Here is an 18,011-nt window from a genome sequence, read left to right as displayed (position 1 = left end):
CACCAATAGCGCCGGCCGAGTCGTGGTGTCGTCGAACCGCCGCCTAGCAACCGGGGAATCGCTACGCAGTGACGGGTATCGAAACGCCGAGCGGATGCCCTGTTCGCGCTCGAGATCGTACTCATCTAAGCGCGTCGACGACACGACCCAGACCAATGCGGCATCCGCCAAGTCGATGGATTCTCGCGACGCCCACAACCCGACTCGCCTGCAATCGCGGGCTCCCATGCCGGGGATCTCTACCGGCGAACTGAGACTGAAGGCCGTAAACGGCATAGGAAAGCGGCAGGACCGAAGTGAGTGCTGGGAATGGGGTGTTGAGCGCGGTAGCTAGAATCTGCCGCCCTTCGCTGCGACTTGGGCTGCGAGCAATAAGAACGAAGACCTCTCCAATTAGCCTCACCATTCCATCCTGAAGGCGCTAACGTCACCCAAGTCATGAGCGCGCCCACACAGCTTTCCGCAATTGATTGGCGCGACACGACGACGCCTCCCTGATCCGGCGCAATGGCCCGGCGATGATGGCCCAAGGCCACGCACACTGTCGCAACCGGGTCGCTGACCGCGCCGATGGGTCTGAACTATTTCGGGTCCAACCAGTAACAACTGTGCTCAACCAGACATGTAATAGGTATGGGGTTGAAACCAACAGGTGAAAGTAGTGCAGCTCGGTTCGGGGAACTGTCCGACTGCACGTATGCCGACGTGCTGCGATTCGTGCGGCGCCGATCCGGTCCGGATTCGGCAGATAGCTACAATCGCCACAGACCCCCTACCGGCATCGGCGGCAAATCACCCATCGACCGCGTTCACAATGTCAGTGGGACGAACAGCTAGCGCGGTCGCCTACGCCAGCGACCACCTCATGGCGAGTGCGATCCGAGTCGCCAGCGCCACAGGGTACCCACCGTCCACGAGACCATCCACTATCGACTGAAGTTCGTCATCAGTCGCAGCCGCAGCCGCAGCCACCTTCCAGATGAGCCCCGCCGCGGCCAGCGACCGGTGGGCGGGCCATTGACGATATTATCGCCAAGTGCTCCGTTATCGGGGTTGCTCGCCATCGTTTTTGCTTCCAGTCGTCAGTGGGCTTGCCTAGTCCGCCAGCCATGACCTGAGTGCTGAATGGAAATTCTTGGCCGTGTGGCGTCGAGGTGGGGTCGCCCCCGCGCTTGAACTGCCCCAAGGTCAGCAACTGGCGAGATGACCGTGGCAATGATTCGCCGATAACAGGCAAGGAATAGCGGCAGCCCCGCCTCAACCACACGCTGCGGTTTCAAATACCGCTCCCTCGTAGGGGAGCATGAATACCTCAGAGTGATGCCCTGACATTGCCGGTGTTCGTAGCGTCGATGTATGGATTTCATCAATGAGCTCATCATCGCGGCGGTTGCCTCCCCGTGGCTCTATCTAGTCATGTTCGCTGTAGCACTCGTCGACGGCTTCTTCCCGCCGATTCCCAGCGAGATGGTGCTCGTCGCGGCAGCGGCCGCAGCAGCATCGTCCGGCGGCCCGAACCTCCTCGTGCTCGGCGCGGTAGCGGCCGCGGGTGCAATGATCGGCGACAACATCGCATACGCCATCGGCCGTTCCGTCGGAAACGCGCGCTTCCGATGGATGCGCCGACCGCGTGTCGCCGCCAGCTTGGACTGGGCGCAGCGACGTCTCCAGAGCAATGGCACGGGCCTAATCCTCGTTGGACGCTTCATCCCGGTCGGACGCGTGGCCGTCAACATGTCCGCCGGTGCTGTCGGGTACCCCTGGCGTCGGTTCCTCCCTCTCAGCGCCGTTGCCGGAGCTACCTGGGCGGCATACAGCGCGGGTCTCGGCCTAGTGGCGGGGCAATGGCTTACTGATCAGCCTCTGCTGAGCGCGCTCCTGGGAATATCTTTGGCGCTCGTCATCAGCGTTGTTATTGATCAGCTGATGGGAATTCGCCGACGTCAAGTTTTGGCCCGCGCTAAGAACGACTCCGGGAAAGATGCCCTGGCCAACGCTCCCCAGTACAGCATGACAAAATGAACTATATGGATAGATCCGGGCAGCGCAACAGGAAAGTCGCCGGTCCTCTGGTACTCCTGATAATCTCCGCCGTCGCTTTAGCCACCGTTCTAGTCCCGATCCACACCGTTTTCTACGGCACAGCGCTTCCGATAGCCTTACTCCTCGGCTCCATGCTCACCGGTGCTCTGCTGGTCGCGATCCCGAATCCGCGGTTCGCCATCGGGCTGTTCTTGGTCGCGGCTTTCTTCCTGCCCTTCTTCGTTATCCCGGAAAGTGTTGGGCCGTGGCCGTGGACGGTACCCGCACTCATCACCTTTGCCGCATTCGTCGCCGTGGTCACCTTTTTGCACGGCTGGAGAATGGGCCTGACTCCGCTGCTCGTCGGCATCGCCGGCTCTCTTGCCGCGCCTCTGCTGCAGCCTCGGGTCGCGGCAGCGAACCCACCTACCGCCGATCTCATCGTCGCCACGTCCATCAGCATCGTCGCCTATTTCGTCGCCATACTTCTGGCAGGCCGAATCCGCGCCAAAAGGGAGCTCGCGCGTGAGCGGGAGTCTACCGCGCTGGAGCAGTCCCGCCGAGTGCTCATGGAGGAGCGCAACCGTATTGCTCGGGAACTGCATGATGTGGTGGCGCATAGCCTGTCGCTCATCCAAGTTCAAGCATCCAGCGCACGCTACCGTGTACCCGATCTCGCCGACGACGCTGCCAGAGAACTGGACGAAATCGCCGCCACCGCTCGCGGATCCCTGACGGAGATGCGCAGGCTTCTAGGTGTGTTGCGGACTGACGGCCAGACGGTCGAGCTCGCTCCGCAAGAGAGCATCGAAGACATTCCGTCCCTGGTGGACAGCACCCGCCGAAGCGGCGTTGACGTCGCTCTCGAACTCATCGCCGTGACCCCGGCTGTCCCTGAGACCGTTCAGATCGCAGCTTTCCGCATTGTCCAAGAGTCGCTAAGCAACGCGGTTCGTCATGCCCCGGGCGCAGTGGTGTCTGTCCACGTGCGGACGGAACCATCTATGCTGCGGCTGCGCGTGCACAATACCGCCGCCGGGATATCGTCGACGCAAGGCGCCGGCCACGGACTGACCGGGATGCGAGAGCGTGTCGCGCTCCTCGGCGGCAGCCTCGAGGTTGGTGCCGATACTGACGGCGGCTGGACAGTCAACGCCGTGCTGCGCTGGGACCAGGACCAGGAGCCGAACGCCGAAATGGAAAGAACGTGACCATCAACGTACTCGTTGTCGACGACCAAGCAATGGTGCGCGCCGGCTTTTCGGCGCTCTTGGACGCACACGAGGGCATCAATGTCGTGGGGCAGGCCGCAGACGGCGCCGAAGCTGTATCCCTTTCCGTCCGCCTCAACCCCGACGTGATCCTCATGGATGTGCGGATGCCGCACCTCGACGGGATCCAAGCGACCAAACGCATCTTGGGCTCCTCCTATCCCGCAGCGCACATCCCACGCATCCTCATGCTCACCACATTTGATATCGACGATTACGTTTACGACGCTCTTCAGGCCGGCGCGAGCGGTTTCATCCTCAAGGATGCGCTAGCCGAAGAGCTGGTGCACGCCGTCCGCGTGGTCGCCGCCGGTGACGCATTGTTGGCTCCGAGTGTGACCCGGCGGATGATCTCTAGATTCGCGGCCCAGAAGCCGCGTGAATCGCGAACATCGGCTTTGCTTGCCGACCTCACCGATCGCGAGCGTGAAGTGCTCGTGCTCATGGGCGAGGGCAGATCCAACAAAGAAATCGGGGCATCGCTTTTCATCGCGGAGCAGACGGTGAAGACGCACGTGGGCAAGGTGCTGGCAAAGATCGGTGCGCGCGACCGAGTGCAGGCCGTGATCTTCGCGTACGATGCCGGCCTCGCCGAGCCCTCATAGCTTCTCGACCACCGCTGTTTCTCAGCCCAGGTATGAGTCGAGCCGAAACCGCAGGTTGATGTGCGTCCCGACGCCGCATTCACAGGCTCCTTGGACAACGACCCAGGAGGTCCTTATGTCGTTCGACCAAGTTCTGCCCACGGCGCCGCCGACCGCTCGCACGAACGTGCGCGAGATCGCAATCGACTTTGTCCGAGCACTGTGATCCGCCCACTTCGATCCCTCTTCCAGCGAGGAGCAGATGGCAGCCATCAAGGCTCGAGGGATTCCAACGCGGAGATGAGCGCCACTCTCTTCCTCGCCGAATCCACAGTCAAAACCCACGCATACGAGCACGGCCTGATACGCACGTGAACTGGTCGCGCCAGGGCCTCTCAGGCCCCTTCCGACGCCCTGCGGACACTGAAAAGTCCGCCGTTGGGGAACACCACGCGATTAAGCGCAACCTCGCGGTGACCTCGAACGTGGACAAATGGGCCTTGTGTCACCCATCTATGTGGATGTCGGGCCTGAAGCGCTTGTTGGTCGACCCGAGCGCGACACGTCGTTGAGCGATGACATCGCCTATGGGCTGGACGTGCTTCACACTAGGTTGATCGATTGACAGAATATACAGACTGGTCTACATTTTAGGGATGACCACACTCTCCACTAAGGGCGACGCAACGCGTCAGCGTCTCACCGAGTCGATGCTCCAACTTATTCAAGACAAGGGGTACCACGGTGCCGGCCTTACTGCGGTACTCGAACACTCGGGCGCTCCGAGGGGGTCGTTGTACTACCATTTTCCGGGCGGCAAATCGCAACTGGGAAGCGCCGCCATTGTTCTGACTGCCGAACAGTTCCGGTTTTCGATCACGGAAGGCATAGCGATGACCGATTCCGTTGACGGGTTTGTCGACGCTGTGGTCGAGGGGCTTACCGGGCAGCTAGTCGGGAGCGACTTCCGTGCCGCCTGTCCCGTCGCCGCTGTCACGCTCGACGCCGGGTCTGGAGATGCGCAGCTTCGTGCAGCGTGCCGCGACGCCTACGCATCGTGGATTGCAACGCTTCAGGCGTACCTGGCGTCGTCCCACGCAGGTGACACTCGTGGCCTGGCCACGGCGGCAGTCTGTCTCATCGAAGGCGCGCTGGTTGTGTGCCGCGCGCAACGGAGCACAGAGCCGCTCGTCTCTGCTGCCAGAGCGCTGAAACTCCTGTTTGAACCCGGCAACACCCAGGGGGGAGACCGTTGAGCGACTCTCGGACGGCACTTGTCTTCGGAGCGAGCGGATTCATCGGCCGGTGGCTGGTGCGTGAGTTGCTCGCGCGAGGGGTCGCGGTCGTCGCGGCTGTGCGAAGCGAACGCTCGTATGCCCAACTCTCCTTGTGGCTCGCCGCCCACGGTACGGGTCAGCAAGTGGATCATGTCCTCGTCGACTTCGATGATGCGCGCCTCGGGCTCGACCCGGCGGATCGTTCGATCGGCGGTGTAACCGAGGTCTACAACGTCGCAGGTGCCTATCGTTTCGGAATGACGATCAACCAGGCACGTGCAGCCAATGTCACATCATCCGAGCGGATCGTAATTTTCGCCTCGCAGCTGCCCTCCCTGACCAGGCTGGTACACCTCTCCGGCTATCGGGTGGGCGGACAGGACCCAGCACAAGTGCCGTGGTCTTCCGCGCGAGTGGAGGCGGAGTACGCACGCTTGGGCGCCTACGAGGCATCCAAGGTCGAGTCCGATGCCGTGGTCCAAGCCACCGCCTCAAAACTCGGCGTTCCCTGGACCATCGTGAATCCAGCGACCGTAATCGGAGACTCGGTCACGGGCGAGTCAGAGCAGCTCCTCGGCATCGCCGGCACCATCCGCGAGCTGCGAAGCGGGAACCTTGCGGCATTGCCAGGCGGGGACGACACGTTCGTTCCCGTCGTGACTGTTGACTACCTTGCGGCATTCATGGCTCTCCTCCCAACCGTGCCAAGCACCCGGAGCCAATCCTTCTGGCCCCTCGATGACGCGACACCGCCGCTCCCAACGATGTTGACGATGCTCGCGAAGCATCTCGACGTCCGCGCGCCCCGGTTTCGAATTCCGGTCCGGCTCCTACGCGCACTGCCACCGGGAATCACGAAAGCCCATCCCGAAACGTTGAGTTTCCTCTCCTCAGATCGGTACCCGACATCCTCGGCGAACGATCTCGCGGAAAGCCACGGACTGCATCACCCCGACGTGACCGTCTCACTCAAGCGATGGGCGGACTACCTCGTCGCCCATCGTTTTGGCATAATTCCCCCTTCGGCGGCAGTGCGAACGTTCACGAGTCACGCCGGTGTTCGCACCTTTTCCATTGGGAAGTCCGACGCCCACACGATCGTGTTGCCGGGCCTGCCTGTGAGCGCCGAGACCTGGGCGGAAACAGCCCAACTGGTCGGCGGCTGGGTCCTCGACCTGCCGGGACTGGGGTCGAGCGCGGGATCATCACGTGACTGGCATGCATGGCTCGAATCGGTAATCGGCGACAGCAGAAACGTTCATCTCGTGGGTCATTCGGTCGGTGCCGCCCTGGCTCTGGAATACGCGGCAGATCACCCGGACATCGTTGCGCGCCTTACGCTGATCTCGCCCCATTTTCTTCAGACCCGAGCTGCGCTCACGCAGCGACTGGTCCCGCTCGCATGGGCGTACTTCAAAAGCGTTACTGCTGTGCGTTTGGCAGAAGTGCTCACGGGAAATCAGGACCAAGCCGAGAAGCTTCAGTCGAGCGTCGCGGACCTTCGCCGAGGAAGCGCTCGAGCCACCGCACAACTCCTTCGGGGGGCGGCCCAACCGAAGCGCCGTCGAAATCTTGCTCGGCTGCTCGCTCAGTACCCGGGCGACGTGCAGCTAATTGTCGGGTCGGATGATCCGCTGCTCGTCGACGCGGAAAGTGTCGCAGCGGTGTCACGCGACGGGCGACCCATACCGGTCCACATCATCCACAGCGCGGGCCATCATCCGCAACTGACGCATGCGGCCACCGTCGCACGTCTCATCCATGCCGAGGCCCGAGATGCGGGTCGGCCTCCCGCGCCTCCCGCCCACGCAGACCTTTAATAGTCGTCTCGCTGTACTGAGCCAACAGGTTGGTGACATTCGGGGTCTAAAAAAAGGGAGAACCTCCGGTTCTAGTGGAGATGTCAAAGTCGCCACGAACACGGAGGTTCTCAAACCCCTCGCTAATACCCGTTTGCCCGTTCATGGAAGGTCGTTGCTGATCGAACGAGTGAACATTGATGGTCGCCCGGTCGCCCGGTCTCACACGTCGCCAAAGAACTCGGCATCTCCCGGCAGTGCGCCCATCAGTGGATCAACCGGCACCGCGCGGAGGGGGCGGCCTGCCTCACCAACCGGTCGTCGCGGCAACTGCCCGAGGAAGACCAGGCCCCGGCGCGAGGCCGCTGTGTTCGTGGCCCGGCTGCTGGACCGAGACGGGCCGTTGGGAATCGCGGCCATCACCGGGGTGCCGGCCCGGACCGTCTCTCGGATCCTGGCCCACTATGGCTTCCCGCCGTTGTCTTGGTTGGATCCATTCACTGGCGACACCATTTGTTCCTCCCGAGCCACCTCGAACCGGTATGAACGCGACAAGCCTGGCGAGCTGGTGCACATTGACGTGAAGAATCTCGGTCGCATCCCGGACGGCGGCGGCTGGCGTGCCCTCGGACGAGAAGCGACCGTGGCACACAAACACAAGAAGACCCGCATCGGCTTCGACGACAGCCACGCCGTCATCGACGACCACTGCCGACTCGCCTACGCCGAGATACACGACGATGAGAACGGCACCACCACTGCTGGCGTCCTCCTCCGCGCCGTCGACATCTTCGCCCGCAATGGCATCAGCCGCATCGAACGCGTCATCTCCGACAAGGCCTTCGCCCAGCTCGGCGCCGAGCAACGCTTTATCAAACCGCACTGCCCCTGGACCAACGGCAAAGTCGAACGCGTCAACCGCACCCTCACCACCGGCCGATGAATCCGCTCGCTCCGAAGACAAGTGCCGTTCGAGAGGCGCTCAACGATCTTCCCCCTGGCTGTTGACGGTTCCGAACGGGAGTTTGAGCGCTCTGGCAGCCGAGACCAGCGGCTCCGTGCTCCGTTGCGCGCGGCACACGACCAGCCGCCTCTACCTCAACGCCGGGGCCGGAAACCAACCCCCGACGAACTAACAAACAGCACTACCAGTTCGCCGAGCAGTTTCTCTACTTTGATGCATTTATCGTTCACCTGCCCAATGATGCGAGGGACCAATGCCTGAAGACCTGATCGAGCGCGTCGGAAACGACGGTCGGAGGGATGTGCTGCATAGCCAGACCGTCGATTATTCGTACCGGAGGGCTTCGATCGGGTTCTGCCGTGCGGCACGCCTAGCTGGTAGTGTTCCGGCGAGGAAGGCAATCGCCATGACGATCAGGATGATTGTGGCCACTGGTGCGACCTCGAACCTCAGAACCTGCAGCCCTTCCAAATCCGCCAGGAACGTGCCGGCGAGCAGGCCGTTGGCGGCCGTGCCGACTGCGATCGCTGCTCCGGCACCGAGGACGCTGCCAAGAAAACCTATGAACACCGCCTCGGCGCTGAAGAGTGCGTAGATGCGCCCGGCGCCCATGCCCATCGCCTTCATGAGGCCGATCTCCCGGGTGCGCTCCTGCACGCTCATCAACAGGGTATTGATGATGCCGAATCCGGCGGCTATCAGCGCGATGACGGCGAATGCGTTCAGCAAAGCAACGATTGCGTCGACCACCGTTTGGATGATCCCGATCTGGTCGGCGACCGTGGCTGCAGCAAATCCCTTGCCAGCCAGCGCCGTTTGAATGTCGTCGACCTGCTCGTCTGTGGCGTTGGCGTCGAAGCGCGCCGTTGCCAGGATGGCGCCCTCGGAGGCTGACTGTGGCCGCCCGACACTCTGCGTGGTGTGTAGTTCGTCGAGGAGCGCCTGGTTCAGCGCGGCGCCGGTAGCGAGGATTGTCTCATTCTGTATGCCGGCGACGGTGGCATTGACCTCGTGCATCTCACCGAGGTAATCGACGACGCCGATCTGGATGGTCTTCCCGATCGCGGCTTGCTCGTCGGCGAAGCCGAGGGCGTCGACATACGAGGTGACGAGCAGGATCTGCGGCTCACCGCCGCTGTTGTCGAGCGGGGCGCCGGCGGACAGGTCGGGTGTGGTGAGAGTGGCGCTGTCATTGACGCCGAGAATGAATTTCCCGTGGCCGTCGTACTCGGCGTAGCGCGGGTTAACCTGCTGCACGGCACTGACGTCCACAATGCCTTCAACAGCCCGGATAGCGGCGAGGTCCTCCTCGGTTAGGGCCTCAGCATCAAATTGGGCGAAGCCGGCGCCGACGATTGCGTCGTCAGGGTCATACGGGGCAGGCCCCTCATCGCCCTGACCGGTATCGTCCGTCGCCTTGGTGACAGAGAGCACGTCTTTCGCGCCGAATGCGCCGATCTGAGTTTCGATGTAGTTGGAGACGCCCGTTCCGATGGCGCTCGTGATGGTGAGGGTGAACGCCCCGATGACGATAGCAACTACCGTGAGAACGGTGCGAAGTTTGCTGCGGAGGCTATTGGCGATCGCAGCGGTGAGGATATTGGCGGCATTCATGCGGGAGCTCCTGAAATGGCTGTCGCGGGCACTGCGCGCCCATCGCGGATGAAGAGTTGTCGGTCGCACCGTGCAGCCAACTCGGAATCGTGGGTGACCACGACCAAGGTCATCCCGTACTCCTTGTTCAACGAGAACAGGATGTCCTCAACGAGCCGGCCAGTCCCGGTATCGAGATTGCCGGTCGGTTCGTCGGCGAAGATCACCCGCGGATTGTTGACCAGCGCGCGGGCGATAACGACGCGCTGCTTTTGGCCGCCGGAGAGATTCACGGCTTTGCTTTTCGCTTTATCAGCCATTTCCAACTGGGTGAGCACGGCCATGCCGCGCACCTTCCTCTCGCGGCGGCTGACGCCGGCGATCTTCAACGGCAGCACGACGTTGTCGAGGACCGTCGCGTTCGGGGTAAGAAAGAACTGCTGGAATACGAACCCAAAATCCTGGTTCCTCATCCTGTTGAGTTGGCGCGCACTCAGTTGAGACGAGTCGACGCCGTCGATGCGAAGCGCACCGTCATCCGGCTGGTCCAATAGCGCCAGCAGATGCATGAGGGTCGACTTGCCGGAGCCGCTCTTGCCGACGATGGCCACGGACTCGCCTTCATCAATGCGTAAGGAAACGCCCTTGAGCGCCTCGAAGCGGGAGGAGCCACGTCCGTAGGAACGGTGAATATCGATCGCCTCGAGGATCGCTTCACGCACACCATCGCTCATCAGCGCGCACCGTAAGCGGCGAGGGGCTTTGCGGTGGTGCGCGACAGAACGATGGGCCGCGGGGCACTGGGCTGAGCGCAGAGGATCGCGATAATGATGACTCCGACGAAGGGCATCAGAAGCCAGAACAGGTGTCCCCAGCTGAATGCCGCATCGCGGAGGCGACGCACCGCCACGGCAAGGCTGGGAAGCAGGACCGCCAGCGCCCACGCGGAGCCGAGAAAGATACTGTCCCCCATGGCTACATCTGTGATCGCGTAAACAGCGGCGCCGGTGAGCTCGGTGAATAGAACCCACCACCAGAATTCGGAACGGGCGGCAGTGCCGCTGAAGTTTGCGTAGTTGCGGAAGCCCGCGCGAATCGAATCTAGGAACGCCATGCAATTTGCCTCTCTTGGATCAGCCGCAGCTGCATTAGGTGTACGACGTACGCCTCTATTGAGAATGATAGGGCGTACGCTGTACACTTGTCAACTTCGAAATTCAGGGAGACAACAATGTTCACGATCGACAAGACGGAGGTCCCTAGGCGAGAGCGCTTGAATCGGGAGCGGGTGCTCGTTGTGGCCGTCGCCCTGGCGGACCAAATTGACATCGATGCGATGAGCATGCGTCGATTGGCGGACGAGGTTACGATCGCGACGATGGCACTACACAAGCACGTCGCTGATAGGGAAGACCTGCTCGACGGAATGGTCGAAGTGATTATCCGGGTGAACGCCCCTTCGGTCAGGAACACCGGTTTGAAAGAGGCCATTCGGCTTTGAGTGCTGGCCGCTCGAAGAACACTTCCGCGCCACCGCTGGGCGTGCCCGGCGATAGAGTCCCGCGCCATCCCCACACCGTCCGTGCTCGAGTATCAGGACTCGTTTGCCGAGATGCTTTTGACCGGCGGCTTTACCCCCGACCTGGCCCACCACGCCATGCATGCTCTCGGCGGACGGATGTGGGGGTTTACTCAGGAGCTGTTCGACGGGTCCGCTGACGGCAAGACGGAAGCCCCGCCACAAATAAGTCCTGAAGCGCAAAGTGCTATGTTCCCGCAAATGGCTGAGAGATATCCGTACATCGAGACGATCGCCACGGCCAAGCCGCACGACATCGCCTCCGTCGTGGGCCATGGATGCGACGACCAGTTCGAGTTCAAATTCGCCCTCGACCTACCCCTTGACGGATTCGAGCAACTTCGTCGGCTCGGTTGGACGTCCGCGCTGAAGACCGACGCCGGTCGCCCAGAAGGAACGTGAGTTGACAGACTTCTTCGAAGGGAGCCTCACCCGCTAACTACGCGATCTGCACCCCTGCTCAGTCGACCGAAAGAACACATGGCGCAAAGGCGGTTCGTCTGCCGCGACCATGACAAGCTCGATTCCGATGTCGCGAAAACAGCACCCCACCGGAGCCCCAATGACACCACCGAAAGCTGGAGCAGATCCAGATTCCGCCCGCACTGTCTGACGAGTCATACTTGCTTAACACTGACAAGAAAGACGACTCGCTCCCGCCGCTCGGATGACCGCCCGTCAACGTCGACCTGATTCCACTACGAGCGTCAAAGCAGGCGTCGCAGACGGGCGACCTATCACGCGGATGTCCATCCCCGCCGATGGAGTTGCTCAAATCCGTCCAGGAGCAGATCGAGAGCGAATTCGAACTCGAACTGGTCATCGCAGCCGCGTCCGACAACTGAGTCGTCGTCGTCGTGCGGCGTTGCGGTGGCGATGGTCACGATGTTTGGGTAGAGCGTTGCCATGTGGGCGAACATCTCGGCCTGAGCCGCGGGGTTCGCTGGCGATGCGACCTCTGACTTCGGTTTGGCCGTGCCGTCGAAGAGTTCTTGAGTGAATCCCCACATCCGGCCGCCGAGGGCATGCATGACGTGGTGGGCAAGGTCGGGGGTGAAGCCCCCGGCCAAGAAGGTTCCGGCGAATGAGTCCTGGTACTCCAGCACGGCAGGCGTCGGGGTGTTACGAGACTCGATTGCCTGGCGTGCCCATCGGTGGCGTTGGAGCGCGCTCCTCGCAGACAGCACACGTCGCCGGATGGCGTCCCGCCAGCCGGAATCGAGAAGGGGTGGGTCGATCTCTCGGATGATCACCTCAACCATCCCGTCGACAAGGTCCTCCTTGTCAGCGACGTGTTTGTAGAGCGCCATGGGCACAACGTCGAGCTCCTGTGCGAGTCGGCGCATGCTCAACGCATCGATGCCGATCTCATCGGCAAGGGCGACTGCAGCTTCGAGCACTCGCTGGCGGTTCAACCGCACACGCCTTGAAACTTCCGCTTGCTGGCTCATCTTTCCTGCCTCCCATGCTGAACTCGTGACTTGACAAGTGTACCTCGTACACCCTAGGCTGCCAACTACAGTGTACAGAGTACACCTTGTGTTTGCACCGAGAGCCATAGGAGAAGTCTGAAATGCACACCTTCGCCCACCTTCCGATCACAACGTACCAATGAGGGCCGCTGTATACCGCCGGTTCGGGGGCCCTGAGGTCGTTCGTATTGAGGAACTGTCCAAGCCGCGACCGCGACGAGGAGAGGTGCTCATCAATGTTCGGGCAAGCACGGTCAGCGCCGCAGACTACCGGGCGCGCACGAAGGACGTCCCCAAGGGGTTGAAGCTCGTGACTTCGATCGCCCTTGGGTTTTTCGTTCCTCGCTTCCGCGTCCTCGGCATGGATGTAGCCGGAGTTGTGGAGGAGGTGGGGGCCGATGTTGCGGGGTTCCGGCCAGGCGATGAGGTGATTGCGATGCTTGGATCAAGATTCGGCGGGCACGCGGAATACGTCACCGTGCAGCAGGGCAGCGCTCTCACCGCGAAGCCTCGCAATATGACATTCGAGGACGCGGCGGCGTTGGTCTTCGGTGGGATCACCGCCAGAGCGCTTCTCAGCCAGGTGCAACTCGCGCCAGGGGCGTCAGTGCTAGTCAATGGTGCGTCTGGTGCGGTTGGAACGGCCGCCGTGCAACTCGCCCACCTCGCAGGCTCGCGAGTCACAGCCGTGTGCAGCGCCCCCAACAGCGATCTCGCCTACTCACTGGGCGCCAACCGAGTGATCGACTATACGCGGACCGACTTCACCCAGGAAACGAAGGTCTATGACCTCGTCATCGATTGCGTCGGCAACGCCACCTTCGAGCAGTTGGAACCCCTGATCAAGCCAAACGGTGCACTGGTCTCCGTCATCTCGGACCTCACCGGCGTCATCAACGCCCGGAGCCGTAGTCGGCGCACTGGCAAGCGCATCATTGCGGGGAACGTCTCTTACCTGAGCGGTGATCTCGCCGATGTCGCACGGCTCGCCTCGACCGGCCGCTTCCTGCCGGTGATCGACAAGATCTACGACCTCACCGCTATCGCGGAAGCGCATCGCTACGTCGACACCGGGCGGAAGAGAGGCAACGTCGTGGTGCGGGTCACGGCATCGCCCATGCCTGGACCTAACGCTGCATCGATTATCAACATACCCGTCACACCATCCGTCATTTCCTGAAAGGCAACTCCTATGACGTTCTTCCAATCCATCCGCACCGTCTTCCGCAAGTACGCAGACTTCACTGGGACCGCCGCCCGATCCGAGTTCTGGTGGTGGGCCCTGTTCTCCACCCTGGTCAGCGTGGCGATCGACATCATTGCCGACGCCGCAACCGGCAGTGACACCATCATCGGCGCACTGTGGGCCCTCGCGGTACTCCTGCCGAGTCTCGCGGTGGCGGTTCGCCGCCTTCGCGACGCTGGCTTCAGCTGGGCACACCTCCTTTGGCTGCTTCTGCCCATTGTTGGATGCCTCATCACCGCGGTGCTGTGCGCTCAGCCGCCAGCGCGCAGCCTCGCCACTCAGCCGCTCGCCACCACGATCACCAGCACCGACACATCTCAGGGGATGCGATCGTGAGCAGCGCTGACATGCCGACTTGACAGAAGTACGACTTACACCTCAACTTTGGCTGGAAAGGTGTATGTCGTACACCTCATTCTTAGGAGTCATTATGAATCTGTCTAGACGAACCGCTGTCATCGCTGGAGTGTTCTTTCTGCTCACGGAGGTGGGCGCAATTGTGGGGGTCGTCCTCTACGACCCGATCTTGAACGCTGCTGACTACATCGCCGGCGCTGGCGCCGACGGCTCGATTCTCCTTGGCCTGCTCTTCGAACTGCTTCTGGTGATCGCCGCCGTCGGCACAGCCGTCACGCTCTACCCGATCCTGAAGCGGCAAAACGAGGGCCTGGCCCTAGCGTTTGTCGCAGCTCGCGTGCTTGAGGCAGCGATCATCCTCGTCGGGATTTTCAGCCTCCTGACGATTGTCACGCTCCGCCAGCAGTTCGCCGGGGCCACCGACGCTGACTTGGGTACGCTCTCCACTATCAGTTCCTCGCTTGTGGTCCTGCGCGACTGGACGTACCTTTTCGGCCCAAACTTCGCCCTCGGTGCCGCCTCGCTTCTCCTGGCGTCGCTGATGTACTCGTCTCGGCTGGTGCCCCGGCCAATCGCCGTACTCGGGCTGGCAGGCGGCACGCTGATCAGCCTCTCCGCAATCGCTGTGATGCTCGGCCTCTATGGGCAGTTCTCCACCCTCGGCCTCGTCGTGGCACTCCCCGTCTTCGCGTGGGAATTGTCTCTCGCCGTGTGGCTCATCACCAAGGGCTTCCGCCCAGTGAGCATCCTCACCACCCCCGCCGCACGCCTCGACATCGCCGCAGCCCAACCGGGTCTTCAGTGACTAAGAACCCATGATGATTGAAAGCCCATTCGGCCGAGGTCAACGAAACATCGCAGCACGTCCGAAGAACTGTGGACCAATGGGTGAAATACCGAAACCGCGACTGAGTGACGACCTTCGTTGCGGGGCTCGGGGTTCGCCAGTTGGCTGAAGCTCCACCCTGGGACGCGGAGTCCTGGCGCAGACGCAACATCATCGACCTTGACAGTTTGACGTTTCCGCGTCGGCTGAACTCTGATAAGAATCGCGAATCGACGGCCTCAATAAGCATTCATCGTCCGCCGTGATCCACCGAGCGTCCACGCTCAGCTGACCTCAACCACCGCACAGGCAAATCCATCACATATCACCCGCCATCGACAGGAAATCATGATTCACGCAGAAGGCCTCTCCAAGCATTACGGCACCAAGACCGCCGTCGACGCCATCAGCTTCACCGTCAAGCCTGGGCTCGTCACCGGCTTCCTCGGCCCAAACGGCGCGGGAAAGTCGACCACGATGCGCATGATTGTCGGGCTCGACCGTCCGACGGCAGGCAGCGTCACCGTCAACGGCAAACCCTACGCCGAGCACAGATCCCCGCTCACCGAAGTGGGAGCACTGCTCGACGCCAAGGCCATCCACACCGGCCGCAGCGCCTACAACCATCTTCTCGCCATGGGCGCAACCCACGGCATTGGCAAGTCGAGGGTCAACGACGTCATCGGCCTCACCGGCCTCGAGACCGTCGCCGGCAAGCGCGTCGGCGGCTTCTCCCTCGGCATGGGCCAGCGGCTCGGCATCGCCGCGGCACTGCTCGGCGACCCGGCAACCCTCATCCTCGACGAGCCAGTGAATGGCCTCGACCCCGAGGGCGTCATATGGGTGCGCAACCTCGCCCGGCACCTGGCAGGCGAGGGCCGCACCATCTTCCTCTCCTCCCACCTGATGAGCGAAATGGCACTAACCGCCGACCACCTCATCGTGCTTGGTCGCGGAAAGATCATCGCCGACGCTCCCGTCAGCGAGATCCTCGCAGCATCCACGCGCACCTCGGTGCGCGTCCGCACGCCGCAGGTCGACCGGCTCACCGAACTGCTGCGCGGCCCTGACACCACCATCACCACAGCCGAACTGGGCCTGCTGACCGTCACCGGCCTCACGGCTCCCGTCATCGGTGACGCCGCGGCGCGTGCCGGAATCGTGCTGCACGAGCTCACCCCCGTCGCCGCGTCACTCGAGGAGGCCTACATGGAACTCACCCAGGACGACATCGAATACCACACCGAGGCCCCGCCGGGCGTCAACACCACGACGAACACAAGCACCCAGGAGGTCGCTCGATGAACGCCACTACCACCACCACCCGCACCTACGAGTACCGCCTTACGGGCGCCGGCATCATCCGCTCGGAGTTCATCAAACTACGCACCGTGCGATCGACCGTCTGGCTCTACGCAAGCATGGTCGTGACCTCAGTGGGAATCGCGGCCCTGGTGGCGACGGCATCCGGCAACACGTCCGACTCGCCCATCTTGCCGCTCACCGCGGCCACGATCGGCACCTCCCTGGGACAACTGGTCGCCGCCGTGCTTGGCGTGCTCGTGGTCTCGGGAGAGTACGCCACCGGCATGATCCGCTCGACCATCAGCGCCGTGCCTAAGCGCCTCCCGGCCCTCGGCGCCAAGATGCTCGTGTTGTTCGTCACCACGTTCGTCGTCGGGCTTGTCAGCACATTCGGCGCCCTGTTTGCGGCTCTCCCCATTCTGGGCAGCCAGGGCGTCGAGGCGGACTATTCGGACGGGACATTGGTAGGAAGCCTCATGCTCGCGGCGCTATACCTCGCCCTCGTGTCGGTATTCTCCCTCGGCCTCGGCACCCTCCTGCGCAACAGCGCGGCAGGAATCGCGGTGGCGCTCGGAACCATCCTGCTCCTGCCGACAATCATGCAGATCATCTCGGCGCTCACGCAGGCGCAGTGGGCGCTCGACCTGCTCCCTTACTTGTTCAGCAGCGCAGGCATGGGTATGTACTTGCCCGGCACCGGCAGCGCGGGATTCGACCAGTGGCAGAGCACGCTCATCGTGCTCGCCTGGGTTGCCGCCCCGGTCATCGCCGGCGCAGTACTGTTGAAGCGCCGGGACGCCTAGAGGCCCGGCATAGTCGAACCCCTGGACCTTTCTCGACGGGCACGTCGCGCCGGTCGAGGGGGAGTCACCTGTCCGGGCACGTTTCGCGCAACAGGTGCGTGTGCAGTCGTTCCGAGGATATGTTCGTTACTGGGGTCTCGTGCGTTCATTTCGCCGCGGTGCCCCGCATCGTCGCAGTCCGACCATGGTTGTCCTGCGACCCGTTGGGTCGAACTTCACCGCACCGCGTCGGTGCCGGGGAAGCCAGTCCATCACGTCGTACTCTCCAAAGCGGGCTGGCTGCAGCGCTATCGTCATTGCCTCACCGGCCCGGGCCGACCCGGTGCGCCAGCCTCGACGCCCCCTTGAAGTGCGTCTAGGAGTTATCGCTCGACGTGACGACCGGGAAAGTCGGCTAATTCTCCTCCGCCGTCGAGCCGCTCCATGGTTCCTGCTAACGACGTAGTTCAGGCGGTCGTGCACGTTTGATCCCGACACCCGGCATGGTTCGTGCTCATGCCCGCAAACCGAGCGCCACCAGCCCGATGGCTACACCTGGGATAAGCACTCGACGCTCCGTGTAGATCAAGTGAGGCGGTGAAAAGGCCACCGGCGCTCATTGTGTAGTCCAGCCGAAACTGAACCCTTGTATCTGTGTGGCCCGAGCAACAACTGGTTCGCCAGTCCAAACATGGTGTTGTCTGCTCAGCAGTCCATTACGACCTAGCCTCCATCGCAGCAAGTCCTGAAGAACAGAAGAACATTGGGAATTCGTTATCAGCCCGACTTGACAGGAGTACGGCGTACACTTTATTCTAAAAGCGCAAGGTGTATGTCGTACACCTCATTCTTAGGAGTCATTATGAATCTGTCTAGACGAACCGCTGTCATCGCTGGAGTGTTCTTTCTGCTCACGGAGGTGGGCGCAATTGTG

The 18,011-nt window shown here is 62.2% G+C and carries 16 protein-coding genes and 1 pseudogene; 13 read left to right on the top strand and 4 right to left on the bottom strand.

What is annotated here, in order from left to right; all coding sequences use genetic code 11:
- Window positions 1-1,356: 1,356 nt before the first annotated feature.
- The 6 genes and pseudogenes from E3O67_RS06275 to E3O67_RS06245 all read left to right on the top strand — a co-directional run.
- Window positions 1,357-2,022, top strand: a complete 666-nt coding sequence (locus E3O67_RS06275) for a DedA family protein (protein ID WP_135102261.1) — start codon at window positions 1,357-1,359, stop codon at window positions 2,020-2,022.
- Window positions 2,019-3,233, top strand: a complete 1,215-nt coding sequence (locus E3O67_RS06270) for a sensor histidine kinase (RefSeq protein ID WP_134431801.1) — start codon at window positions 2,019-2,021, stop codon at window positions 3,231-3,233. The genes E3O67_RS06275 and E3O67_RS06270 overlap by 4 nt, the downstream gene beginning before the upstream one ends.
- Window positions 3,230-3,898: a response regulator transcription factor gene (locus E3O67_RS06265; RefSeq protein WP_134431804.1), complete on the top strand. Its 669-nt coding sequence runs from the start codon at window positions 3,230-3,232 to the stop codon at window positions 3,896-3,898. Before E3O67_RS06270 ends, E3O67_RS06265 begins: the two co-directional genes overlap by 4 nt.
- A gap of 635 nt (window positions 3,899-4,533) precedes the next feature.
- Window positions 4,534-5,133 (top strand): TetR/AcrR family transcriptional regulator, encoded by a 600-nt coding sequence (locus E3O67_RS06260; RefSeq protein WP_134431806.1) that lies wholly within the window; start codon window positions 4,534-4,536, stop codon window positions 5,131-5,133.
- Window positions 5,130-6,974: an alpha/beta fold hydrolase gene (locus tag E3O67_RS06255; protein WP_135102260.1), complete on the top strand. Its 1,845-nt coding sequence runs from the start codon at window positions 5,130-5,132 to the stop codon at window positions 6,972-6,974. Before E3O67_RS06260 ends, E3O67_RS06255 begins: the two co-directional genes overlap by 4 nt.
- 133 nt (window positions 6,975-7,107) lie before the next feature.
- Window positions 7,108-7,887 (top strand): annotated as a pseudogene (locus E3O67_RS06245) (leucine zipper domain-containing protein); the annotation flags it as partial.
- A gap of 354 nt (window positions 7,888-8,241) precedes the next feature.
- On the opposite strand, the gene E3O67_RS06240 reads toward E3O67_RS06245, so the two are convergent.
- From E3O67_RS06240 to E3O67_RS06230, 3 genes are read right to left on the bottom strand one after another with little or no spacing between them, the layout of a single operon-like run.
- A complete protein-coding gene (locus E3O67_RS06240) occupies window positions 8,242-9,531 on the bottom strand; it encodes an ABC transporter permease (protein WP_134431818.1) in 1,290 nt (429 codons plus the stop codon).
- Window positions 9,528-10,244, bottom strand: a complete 717-nt coding sequence (locus E3O67_RS06235) for an ABC transporter ATP-binding protein (protein ID WP_135102258.1) — start codon at window positions 10,242-10,244, stop codon at window positions 9,528-9,530. Before E3O67_RS06235 ends, E3O67_RS06240 begins: the two co-directional genes overlap by 4 nt.
- Window positions 10,244-10,624 (bottom strand): DUF805 domain-containing protein, encoded by a 381-nt coding sequence (locus tag E3O67_RS06230; protein ID WP_135102257.1) that lies wholly within the window; start codon window positions 10,622-10,624, stop codon window positions 10,244-10,246. The genes E3O67_RS06235 and E3O67_RS06230 overlap by 1 nt, the downstream gene beginning before the upstream one ends.
- 117 nt (window positions 10,625-10,741) lie before the next feature.
- Between E3O67_RS06230 and E3O67_RS17355 the strand changes: the two genes are divergently transcribed.
- Both E3O67_RS17355 and E3O67_RS17350 read left to right on the top strand, forming a co-directional pair.
- Window positions 10,742-11,011, top strand: coding sequence for a hypothetical protein (locus E3O67_RS17355; protein ID WP_241982028.1), 270 nt, complete (start codon window positions 10,742-10,744; stop codon window positions 11,009-11,011).
- Window positions 11,012-11,491, top strand: a complete 480-nt coding sequence (locus E3O67_RS17350) for a TetR/AcrR family transcriptional regulator C-terminal domain-containing protein (RefSeq protein ID WP_241982026.1) — start codon at window positions 11,012-11,014, stop codon at window positions 11,489-11,491.
- A 335-nt stretch (window positions 11,492-11,826) separates the two neighbouring features.
- On the opposite strand, the gene E3O67_RS06220 is transcribed toward E3O67_RS17350, so the two are convergent.
- Entirely contained in the window at window positions 11,827-12,510 is a 684-nt protein-coding gene (locus E3O67_RS06220) for a TetR/AcrR family transcriptional regulator C-terminal domain-containing protein (RefSeq protein ID WP_338145402.1), read from the bottom strand.
- 277 nt (window positions 12,511-12,787) lie between these two features.
- Here E3O67_RS06220 and E3O67_RS06215 point away from each other — a divergent pair, with 277 nt between their 5' ends.
- From E3O67_RS06215 to E3O67_RS06195, 5 genes are all read left to right on the top strand, one after another.
- On the top strand, window positions 12,788-13,741 hold the full coding sequence (locus tag E3O67_RS06215; protein WP_241982024.1) for an NAD(P)-dependent alcohol dehydrogenase: 954 nt from the start codon (window positions 12,788-12,790) through the stop codon (window positions 13,739-13,741).
- Window positions 13,742-13,753: 12 nt separating this feature from the next.
- Window positions 13,754-14,143, top strand: a complete 390-nt coding sequence (locus E3O67_RS06210; RefSeq protein WP_134431833.1) for a DUF805 domain-containing protein — start codon at window positions 13,754-13,756, stop codon at window positions 14,141-14,143.
- 94 nt (window positions 14,144-14,237) lie between these two features.
- The gene (locus tag E3O67_RS06205) at window positions 14,238-14,969 is read left to right on the top strand and encodes a DUF4386 domain-containing protein (protein ID WP_135102255.1); all 732 of its coding nucleotides are present in this window, start codon (window positions 14,238-14,240) and stop codon (window positions 14,967-14,969) included.
- A 369-nt stretch (window positions 14,970-15,338) separates the two neighbouring features.
- Window positions 15,339-16,295 (top strand): ABC transporter ATP-binding protein, encoded by a 957-nt coding sequence (locus E3O67_RS06200; RefSeq protein WP_135102254.1) that lies wholly within the window; start codon window positions 15,339-15,341, stop codon window positions 16,293-16,295.
- Entirely contained in the window at window positions 16,292-17,098 is an 807-nt protein-coding gene (locus tag E3O67_RS06195) for an ABC transporter permease subunit (protein ID WP_135102253.1), read from the top strand. The genes E3O67_RS06200 and E3O67_RS06195 overlap by 4 nt, the downstream gene beginning before the upstream one ends.
- The last annotated feature ends 913 nt before the right edge of the window (window positions 17,099-18,011 follow it).

This window comes from Cryobacterium sp. TMT3-29-2 (assembly GCF_004564305.1).
Classification (GTDB): domain Bacteria; phylum Actinomycetota; class Actinomycetes; order Actinomycetales; family Microbacteriaceae; genus Cryobacterium; species Cryobacterium sinapicolor.
This window is presented reverse-complemented; position numbering and strand designations above follow the sequence as displayed.